This is a genomic window from Candidatus Megaera venefica (genome assembly GCF_034554655.1).
GTDB classification, from domain to species: Bacteria; Pseudomonadota; Alphaproteobacteria; order Rickettsiales; family Rickettsiaceae; genus Megaera_A; species Megaera_A venefica.
Genome location: NZ_JARJFB010000071.1, coordinates 1 through 9,440, shown reverse-complemented (window position 1 = coordinate 9,440; position 9,440 = coordinate 1). Strand labels below are relative to the sequence as shown.

At 32.9% G+C, this 9,440-nt stretch carries 11 protein-coding genes; 10 read left to right on the top strand and 1 reads right to left on the bottom strand.

Annotation, left to right across the window (positions count from 1 at the left end):
* Positions 1-1,009: hypothetical protein (locus tag Megvenef_RS05235; protein WP_322776927.1), on the bottom strand; the 1,009-nt coding region annotated here is incomplete at its 3' end.
* Between the two features lie 76 nt (positions 1,010-1,085).
* Between Megvenef_RS05235 and Megvenef_RS05230 the strand changes: the two genes are divergently transcribed.
* From Megvenef_RS05230 to Megvenef_RS05185, 10 genes are all read left to right on the top strand, one after another.
* On the top strand, positions 1,086-1,745 hold the full coding sequence (locus Megvenef_RS05230) for an HAD family hydrolase (RefSeq protein WP_322776926.1): 660 nt from the start codon (positions 1,086-1,088) through the stop codon (positions 1,743-1,745).
* On the top strand, positions 1,735-2,112 hold the full coding sequence (locus tag Megvenef_RS05225; protein ID WP_322776925.1) for a GtrA family protein: 378 nt from the start codon (positions 1,735-1,737) through the stop codon (positions 2,110-2,112). Before Megvenef_RS05230 ends, Megvenef_RS05225 begins: the two co-directional genes overlap by 11 nt.
* A 53-nt stretch (positions 2,113-2,165) precedes the next feature.
* Complete coding sequence (locus Megvenef_RS05220) at positions 2,166-4,202, top strand: hypothetical protein (protein WP_322776924.1); 2,037 nt, start codon at positions 2,166-2,168, stop codon at positions 4,200-4,202.
* Positions 4,189-5,196: a class II aldolase/adducin family protein gene (locus Megvenef_RS05215; RefSeq protein WP_322776923.1), complete on the top strand. Its 1,008-nt coding sequence runs from the start codon at positions 4,189-4,191 to the stop codon at positions 5,194-5,196. The genes Megvenef_RS05220 and Megvenef_RS05215 overlap by 14 nt, the downstream gene beginning before the upstream one ends.
* A gap of 44 nt (positions 5,197-5,240) precedes the next feature.
* Complete coding sequence (locus Megvenef_RS05210; RefSeq protein WP_322776922.1) at positions 5,241-5,822, top strand: PI-PLC domain-containing protein; 582 nt, start codon at positions 5,241-5,243, stop codon at positions 5,820-5,822.
* Positions 5,823-5,889: 67 nt separating this feature from the next.
* Positions 5,890-6,648, top strand: coding sequence for an NTP transferase domain-containing protein (locus Megvenef_RS05205; protein ID WP_322776921.1), 759 nt, complete (start codon positions 5,890-5,892; stop codon positions 6,646-6,648).
* Positions 6,648-7,448, top strand: coding sequence for a glycosyltransferase family protein (locus tag Megvenef_RS05200; RefSeq protein WP_322776920.1), 801 nt, complete (start codon positions 6,648-6,650; stop codon positions 7,446-7,448). Before Megvenef_RS05205 ends, Megvenef_RS05200 begins: the two co-directional genes overlap by 1 nt.
* Positions 7,448-8,185 carry a glycosyltransferase family 2 protein gene (locus tag Megvenef_RS05195; RefSeq protein ID WP_322776919.1) on the top strand — a complete coding sequence of 246 codons (738 nt, stop codon included), beginning with the start codon at positions 7,448-7,450 and terminating at the stop codon, positions 8,183-8,185. Before Megvenef_RS05200 ends, Megvenef_RS05195 begins: the two co-directional genes overlap by 1 nt.
* A 225-nt stretch (positions 8,186-8,410) precedes the next feature.
* Complete coding sequence (locus Megvenef_RS05190; protein ID WP_322776918.1) at positions 8,411-8,797, top strand: hypothetical protein; 387 nt, start codon at positions 8,411-8,413, stop codon at positions 8,795-8,797.
* A gap of 315 nt (positions 8,798-9,112) precedes the next feature.
* The coding region (locus tag Megvenef_RS05185; protein WP_322776028.1) for a transposase at positions 9,113-9,440 on the top strand (328 nt) is incomplete at its 3' end.

The window sequence follows — 9,440 nt, the reverse complement described above, 5'->3', positions numbered from 1 at the left end:
CGCCAATAGCTGTTGATCGTAGTGATGGTCGCTCTGTTGTGCAGATTTTAGAAGAGGGTAGTAAGAAAATTGAAGCTAGACAAATATATAAATAGTCTCTTTTGTAAAAATTCCTATCATTTCTTAGAGCAATTATGGTTTTGCCTACAAGAAATAGTAACGTGAGCAGGAAAATACCAATATAAAGATTTGGAGAAACTATTCCATTAAAAAAAGAATCATAAACTTTCTGATCACCATAACTAGTTTGTGTTGTTTTGATTTGGGCAATTACCGCTTTAGGAGGTATTTGAGACAAAGCAGCAAGAGAAAATAAAAATACAAAAAATGATTTTATAAGAGGCACAAGATTTTCTTTAATTTTCCAAGAAAGCCGATCTAAAATAACTAGAGTTATAAGTGGAGTAATAAGCAGAGCACTTAATTTAGTAGCTGCTGCAGCAGCTACCACCATAGCAATTGTACAAAGATCTTTTTGAGTTAAAAATTCTTTTTTTGCTACTAGATAATAAGCCAAGGAGCTCAAGAACATTGTCTGAGCAACAGTTCCAAACCTAAGGGAAAAATACCCTGTTGCAGGAAAGGAAAGATATAATAGTAGGATAATTGATTTTGTAAAATTATCTTTAGTATATAGCGAAGCTATTTTATATAAAATAAATGCTGTACCGATTGTAAAAAAAAGTGACATTTGCCTTGGAATAACTACTAATGGAGTATCAATACCAAAATAAATACTAAGAAAATAAAAAGGGTAAGTTATACAAACAAGCGGAAACCAGAAGATCCAACCATAAGCGTAGTCGTGAAGAGCAAAAAATTTCCTATTTTCATGATAACGCCTAAGAGAAGCTTGAAAAGCGTAATCATCAATCTCCCTAACTGAAGTTAAATCAAGGCTTGATGAAAAGATAAAATTTTCTATAAATAAATATATAAATGCGCTAGTATACAGGACAATTGTTAGGACAATCCAAGGCGAATATTTGCAAATATTTACTCTAAACATAAATATTATAGGCTAAAAATTAATAATTTTTACCCCCGAACTTTAGACGAAGACCGAAGTTAAATCAAGTGTATATATGGAATATAAAAATATAATTCTTACTCATGAAATCAAAGGGATTCTAATAGATTTGGATGGCACTCTCTACGACTATGAGGCCGCTCACAAAAAGGCCTTGCAGAATTGCAATAGTGCATTTTCAAATGATTTTCCTGATACCCTTTCTTCAGAAGAGTTTTATATGCAATATAGAGAAAAGCGAGATAATGTTGCATCAAGGCTATCTCCTCAGGGGGCATGTAGATCTCGTTTCTTTGCATTCCAAGAACTTTTTGAGGAAATAAAAGCCCCTCATGCTTTTAATAAAGCACTAAAATATGAAGCTCTATATTGGCAATCATTAATTGATAATATGGAATTAAATAAGGATGCGGAGTGGTTTTTAAAAATATGCAAAGAGAGAAATATACGAATTTGTATTGTGACCGACATGCAAGCACATTTTCAAGTTCAAAAATTGCAAAAACTGAAAGTGGATCACTTAATTGACTACCTAGTTACATCTGAAGAAGCTGGGAAAGAAAAACCTCATCCCGAAATATTTTTGCTGGCCCTAGCAAAACTTGATTTACAAATAAATAATGTTATTATGATCGGCGACAATCAAATAAAAGACATTGAAGGTGCAGAAAAACTTGGAATTAAAGCATATCAAGTAAATCTAAATGGCAATTAAAAAACAGTTTTTGAAATTTATTGTTGTAGGTTTTTTTTCTACTACAGTAAATTATAGTTTTTTCTATTTGTTGTATGAATTTCTGGGAATATATTACCTTACAGCAGCAGCAACCGGCTTTATTGCAGGAGTTTTAGCTGGTTATGGATTTAACAAGAAATGGACATTTGGTATCAAAGAAACGACTCAAAACTATGTTTATAAATATTATATAATATACGTTGTTTCCCTAATACTGAGCATGTTTCTCCTCGAGTTCTTAGTTTCGCAAATAGGCCTGACTCCAGAAATCGCCAACTTATTAACGATAGGATTTACAACAATTACCAATTTTATTGGAATCAAAGCCTGGGTATTTAAAGTATGAGTATGTCTAATATTTGCCGTCCTAATTATATTTTATTTTACTTAGGACTAACCTTGAAAATATTTCTTGGATGCATCTTAGCTTCAAAATTTCTTACAGATCTTTTTATACCTTTCATAAGCTATTTCGTAGATAGCGGATTTGAAAACCCATACAAACATTTTCAAAACAACGGTGCTAATGCTTCGTTTCCATACCCTACTTTAATGCTGTACATTATGTCAGTACCGAGAATATTATTTGGATGGCTAGGAGCTGAAAATAGTTTTGTTATTCTTTTTCTCTCGAGGCTTCCATTGCTCATTGCAGACATAAGCATATTTTTTATATTAAAATCTTGGCTTAAAGACAAGTATCTATCAAAATTAATATGGTTTTATTGGTTTTCCCCTGTAATTATATACATTAGCTATATACATGGACAACTTGATGCTATCCCTGTATCTATCTTATTCGTTAGTCTTTACTTCTTTTTTAAAAACAACACTAAATTGTCAGCATTATTCCTTGGGCTAGCACTTGCAACGAAGACAAGCATATTAATAACATACCCTTTCTTTTTTCTTGCTTTAATGTCAAAGAATGAAAAAATCAGGGACTTGTTGTTGTTCTTCACTATCGCGGTTTCTAGTTTTTTTATAATTAATTTACAGTACATTTTTGACCCTTATTTTTTACAAATGGTTTTTCAAAATCAAGAACAAGCAAAGCTTTTTGATTCTCTTATCCCAATAGGTAGTCACTATATATACATAATCCCTGCTGCAACACTTGTTCTGTTTGTTCATGGCGCTCTACTTGGACGTTATAATAGAAATATTTTTATGATGTTTTTAGGCTTCAGTTTTAGCATCATATTGCTATTTATTACGCCAATGCAAGGCTGGTATTTTTGGTTGATTCCATTTTTATCATATTTTTATATCAAAGAGGAAGGCAGAGCCCCTCTTCTTTTTTGGGGATTGCAGATTTTTTATCTTCTCTATTTCATTTTCTCTGAGAATGCCGACTATTTTAGTGTATTGCGCGTTATTTTACCGGACTTAACAGAATCTAAAATCTTATATTATTATTTACGTGATATGGGTTTTGATAGCTCAAAGTTTTTAAATCTGATTGTTACCGCACTGCAAACAACCCTTTTGTTAAATTGTTTCTGGATTTATAGAAAAGGGTTCGAGAGTTATGTAAATAAAATCATTACCTCTACCCCATTCCTTATTGGTATTGGTGGTAACTCTGGAGCGGGAAAAACAACTGTTTCAGACGCTTTATTAGACGTTTTTCTTCCTCAGAACACTACCCTTTTGAGGGGAGATGATATGCATAAATGGCAAAGAGGAGATGAAAAGTGGCAAGAATTTACACATCTTGATCCTATGGCAAATCATCTACATAAGGAAATAGATTTTCTAAAAAAGCTCAAGTCAGGTAAAACAATTTATCGTAGACATTATGACCATAACACTGGAAAATTTACAAATGAATCAGCTTTAACTCCAAATAATTTGATTATTTTTGAGGGTTTGCATCCTTTCTATTTGACTGCTCAAAGAAGCTTATATAATTTAAAAATATTTGTAAATCCACATAAAGATCTCCTGTTTCACTGGAAAATTTCAAGAGATATGACCAAGCGAGGCTATTCCAAAGAAAAAATTATAGAACAACTTGAGAAACGAGACAAAGATTCAAAGAAGTATATTGAGACACAAAGAAACAAGGCGGATATTTTAATTGAACCCACGCCAGTTAAAACAATTGAGAATATTGGTGATAAAAATGAAATTGTAGAAATATACTACAAGCTTCTTCTTTCAAACTCAGTTTATATTGAGTCCATAGTTGCTTCTTTAAAAAATATAGAAACCATAGATATAAAACATGATTATGCAGAAGAAGAACACCAGCGTTTAATAATTAAAGGTACCTGCAGTTCTCAGCAAATAAGGAAAATAGCTGATTCGTATATTAGCGGACTAGAAGAACTTGGGATAGACAGTAGTGTATGGCCTAATGACTGTTTAGGCGTAGTGGTTCTTTTGCTTACATATTATATTTTTGAGATTGCAGAATATGATAAAAAATAAGATTAGACTTCTTTCCAAACTTGCTGCCCAAGAGCAGATACTAGGAACCTACGGAGCGCAAAACTCGAGCGTACACGAGGATCTTAACACCGAAGCGACAATGCAGGCGCCTTTGGAAGTAGAGTTTGGAAAGAAGTCTATTAAAGATCTAGTCTTCATGTCCAAAACTATAGGAGATAATCCAGCTTACGTTCAGGGAGGCGGGGGCAATATTTCAGTAAAATTAGACCAAACTAAAATGGCAATAAAAGCTTCTGGTTATATTTTAAAAAATGTAACCGAAGAAGATGGGTATTGTATTGTCGATTATCCTAGAGTTCGCGATTATTTATCTCACCCAGATAATGATGAAACCATTTTTTCAATGAAAATAAAATCTTTTGCTAAAAACTCAGGGAAACGCCCGTCAATGGAAACAGGTTTTCATGTTTTACTTGGAAAGTTTGTACTACACACTCACTCTGTTTTTGCAAACCTTATTAATTGTTCAAAAGAAGGAAAAGATATTTGTTATCAGCTATTTCCAAAGGCGCTATGGATTGATTACGCTACACCAGGAAGGCTTTTAACTATTAAAATTCGAGAAGCTTTGCAATCTGCGATAAGTTACCCTAATGTAATATTTCTTCAAAATCATGGAGTGATAGTCTCGGGAGAAAGTTCAACGGAAGTTTTAAATATTCACGAAGAACTGAACAATATAATTCAACGCTATTTTCGTCTTAATAACAGCTCATATATAAGCCACACACAAATAGCTAATATAGAATATATAAGAAATAATATACTATTTCCTGATCAAGCCGTCTATACCTTAGCGGGAGAAGAGATTTTAAATAGCTTAGCTGCAAAAGAGACGATATCTGCGTATAGTTTTATCCATAAAACTATTGGAGATAAAGGATTAAATCATAATTTCTTATCTAGAGACCTGGTTGATACTCTCCTACAAATGGACAGCGAAAAATATAGACAAAATGTTTTAAAAAAATGATTTACATTAATCACCGGATCAACACTATTGAAGAGCTCATGAAAGTGCCAGAGCAAAATGGCATTGAACTAGATGTAAGGTATCATGAGAATGAGCTTATACTTCATCATGATCCATTCAATCATCACACAAACAAGCCTGAAATTTTTGAAAATTTACTAAAAAAGTGGCATCACAAAGGGCCAATGATATTAAATATAAAAACAGAGGGTATAGAGAAAGCCTGTATAGAACTTATGAACAACTACAAAATAAATAATTGGTTTTTTCTTGATCTCTCAATGCCCTACTTCGTAATTTATAGTAATGTTGCAAAAAAAAATGAAATAACAGGTTTTTCACAGGAAAATTTAGCTGTACGTTTTTCTGAGTATGAACCGCTTGAGTATGCTTTATCATTCTCCGGCAGAGCAAAGTGGATTTGGGTTGATTGTTTTACTAAAATGCCTCTTAATCAATCTTCATGTGATAAGATTAAAAAAGCTGGGTTTAAAATATGTATAGTTTCTCCAGAATTACAAAAGCACCAACTTACAAAAATTAGCGAATTTAAAGAACAAATTACTAATCTTAAGATTGATGCAGTTTGCACTAAACGCCCTGATTTGTGGGGACAGGTTTTATAAATAACAATAGAATTTAAAGAGGTTTATCCTGTCAAATAACAATAATGATATACAAATAATTATACCAATGACTGGTAATGGCTCAAGGTTTAAAACTGCTGGATATAAGCGCCTTAAACCTTTTATAGAAGTACATGGTAAGCCTTTGATAGAATGGGTTGTTAAATTATTTTCAGAAGATAAGAATAAGATAACGTTTATTTGCCAAGATCATCACCTTAACTCATTGGATTATGTTAAACCAGAACTGACAAGAATTGCTCCGGATGCCAGAATTTTTACTGTATATGATTGGAAAGGAGGAGGCCCAGTAGCAAATGTTTTGAGGGCGGCAGAAATTATAGACAATAATAAACCTGTTTTAATTAGTTATTGTGATTTCTATATGAGTTGGGATTATCTAGCCTTTAAAAGTGAAGTAACAAAAAGGAACTCTGATGGGGCTATTCCATGTTATAGTGGATTTCATCCTCATTTAATTCCTAAAAATAATTTTTATGCTAGTTGTAAAGTAGATAATGATGAAAACCTAATTGAAATACGCGAGAAGTTTTCGTGGGAGAGAGACAAAACTATGGCTCGGCATTCTCCAGGAGTTTATTATTTTAAAGATGGGTATACAATGAAAAAATATTGTCAGCAGCTTGTGGATGCAGATGACAATATTAAGGGAGAATATTACATGAGCTTACCATATAATTATATGGTAAAGGATAGTTTAAAAGTCTGGTGTCCAACAAATATTAATCATTTCTGTCAATGGGGAACCCCTAGAGATTTAGAAGATTATGTATCTTGGATAAATACAATAAAGAGTTGGAAATAATGATTATACTAATACCAATGGGCGGCAAAGGAACCAGGTTTAGTGATGCTGGTTATAAAATAAATAAGGCTTGTATCCCAATTACAGACCGTCATAGTGGTAAAAAACTTCCTATGGTAATTTGTGCAATGAAAGACATACCTGGAATACACGACCCCAAAAACAAAATCATCTGTGTAGATCGTGATTTTCACGAACATAATGGAACTGAACAAATAATTAGAGATTTTTTCCCCAATACTACATTTATTCATGATCATGTATTGTTGGACCAAGCCTATGGTTGTTTCTTAGCCAGAGAATTCCTTCAAACTGATGATGAGTTATTTATCGGAGCTTGTGATAATGGCATGATCTTTGATACTGAAGAATTCAGGCAAGCTCGTCTTGAAGCAGATGTCTTAATGATAAGCCATTCAAATGATGATAATATTGAACAGAACCCTAATGCCCATAGCTGGGCAAAGCTGAAAAATCAAAACAGCAAAGATCTTGCTTCAATATCACTAAAAAAAACGGTAAGTGATAATCCTATGCAGGATCATGCAACAACTGGAATGTTTTGGTTTAAACACGCTAATTCATTCCTTGAACATTTAGAAACCATGATATGGAAAAAGGATACCTTAAATGGAAAATATTACGTAGACCGAGTACTACAATATTGCATTGATGCTAACTTGAGAGTTAAATATTTTGATATTAAATATATATGCTGGGGTACCCCTGCTGATTATGAAAATTACGAAAACACAATAGCCTATTGGAGTGAATTCATAAAAAAAGAGCACATTATCTGATGACAAATACAAATAAGCTATCCATTGTTATTCCATGTTTCAATGAAGCTGAGAACATATTAATTGTTATAGAAAAATTTCAAAATATCTTAAATTCTACTGTTCATTCGATCGAAATAATTGTTATTGATGGAGGATCTACAGATGATACCTCTGAAAAATTAAAAGCTAGATTTAAAACTCTAGATCCCAAGAAGTTTAAGTTAATTCTACAACAAGAACGTGGGGGTTATGGTCATGATATTATATACGCACTTTGCAAAGCCACAGGAGATATTCTCTCATGGACTCACGCTGATTTACAGACTGACCCTAATGACGTAATTACCGCTTACGAATTATATATTAAGGAACAGAAAAAAGGAGCCTTAATAATTAAAGGTAACCGCAAAAATAGAAAGCTCCTGGAAACTTTCTTTACCATTGGAATGCAATTTGTTACATGGATAGCTTTAAAAACTTACATTGATGATATCAACGCCCAACCAAAACTGTTCTCAAAAGAATTTTTTACTAAACATTTAGAACACGGTGCACCTAATGATTTCTCTCTTGACCTTTATACTCTCTATCAAGCAAAAAAAAATAAGTACAAAATTATAACTTTTCCTGTTTATTTTGCCCAGCGTCTACACGGAGAGGCAAAAGGAGGAGGATCATGGAAGGGCCGTATCAGACTAATATGGCGTACATTTAAATATATTTTTGAGCTAAAAAGAAAGATAGAAAGATCATAGATCAAGAGATACTCGTTCTACAATAAAATATACCTAATATATTATCACACAGTAAAGTTAAATTATTGACAATTCTATTGTTTCCAACAATACTACATGCTTCAAATTTAAAGGAACAAAATAGCTTTAAGTTATACTTGATTGTGCTAAATTTTGGTTTGTAAATATTTAGCTTCTTGGGTTTGAATGATTAATTTTAACAAAAAACTAAGGTATTTAATTTATATGAAAAAAAACCCGCTAGAAGAAAAAATTTTTGATTTACAAGCCCCTGGAGAAGCTGAGCATCCTAACGAGGAAGAAGAAGCGGAAGCCGTTGCAGCAGCTGAAGAGCTCATAAGAGATGCTATGCCTGGTTTATATGCTGCTATTCTTGCTCGCAATATAGAGGCAACTAGTGAAATCTTAGAACCCCTTGACCGAGCTTTAGAGGCTCTTGGTGATGTTCCTGGAATATTGAATGAAGTGCTAACAGGAGCTGGAATTGCCCCAGGTCATGTAGGGTTAAGGCCAGGCGAGCTTGCTCATCAACTTGGTTTTCATGATATTTGCCAATTTCTTGTTGAAACACAAGGTGACGAGATAGAATGCAATATTATCGGAGAAGAATAATCTTAAATTAAGCAGTTATAATTGAGAAGAATAACCTCAAGTTAACTTGAGAAATTCTTCTCAATATACCTCAGGTAGCCAATCAAAATCCTCTAAAGCTTGATATACAAATACCAAAAGAATAATTCCAAAAATTGCCATTAATATACTAAGTAGCACTTCTCTAAACTTTTTAAATCTCCACGCTAATATAGCTAGTCCCTCCGTCAAAACTCTCCCCGCCTGAATTAACAAGGGGTTTCATGTCATAAACAGCTTACAAAATCCATAAGAAAATGGTATAATTACCGCATAAAGCTTACGGATTTTAAAATTATGCCTATAGAAAATATTACTTTTCTCCAAAAACAAGAAAGGTTATTTGAAGAGAAATTATCTACAAAACTAAATCCTAAAAACAAGTTATATAAACTAAGGGATTTAGTAAATTGGTCTGAACTTGAAGCCAGAGCATTGCCTAACATTGAAATCAAGCAATTTGGTAGAAATAAGAAAGATCATAGAGTAATGCTAGCACTATCAATGCTTCAAGCTATGTACAACGGTTCTGATTCGTTTACGGAGGAAGAGCTAAAGGAAAATATTTATTGGCAATATTTTTGTGGTTATGAATATTTGCAGCAAGATCTTGATGTGTCTGAAG

Excerpts from the sequence above, each read along its gene's own strand:
- Megvenef_RS05230 (WP_322776926.1), top strand. The coding sequence starts at position 1,086 with ATGGAATATAAAAATATAATTCTTACTCATGAAATCAAAGGGATTCTA.
- Megvenef_RS05215 (WP_322776923.1), top strand. The coding sequence starts at position 4,189 with ATGATAAAAAATAAGATTAGACTTCTTTCCAAACTTGCTGCCCAAGAG.
- Megvenef_RS05195 (WP_322776919.1), top strand. The coding sequence starts at position 7,448 with ATGACAAATACAAATAAGCTATCCATTGTTATTCCATGTTTCAATGAA.
- Megvenef_RS05225 (WP_322776925.1), top strand. The coding sequence starts at position 1,735 with ATGGCAATTAAAAAACAGTTTTTGAAATTTATTGTTGTAGGTTTTTTT.
- Megvenef_RS05205 (WP_322776921.1), top strand. The coding sequence starts at position 5,890 with ATGACTGGTAATGGCTCAAGGTTTAAAACTGCTGGATATAAGCGCCTT.
- Megvenef_RS05190 (WP_322776918.1), top strand. The coding sequence starts at position 8,411 with ATGAAAAAAAACCCGCTAGAAGAAAAAATTTTTGATTTACAAGCCCCT.
- Megvenef_RS05200 (WP_322776920.1), top strand. The coding sequence starts at position 6,648 with ATGATTATACTAATACCAATGGGCGGCAAAGGAACCAGGTTTAGTGAT.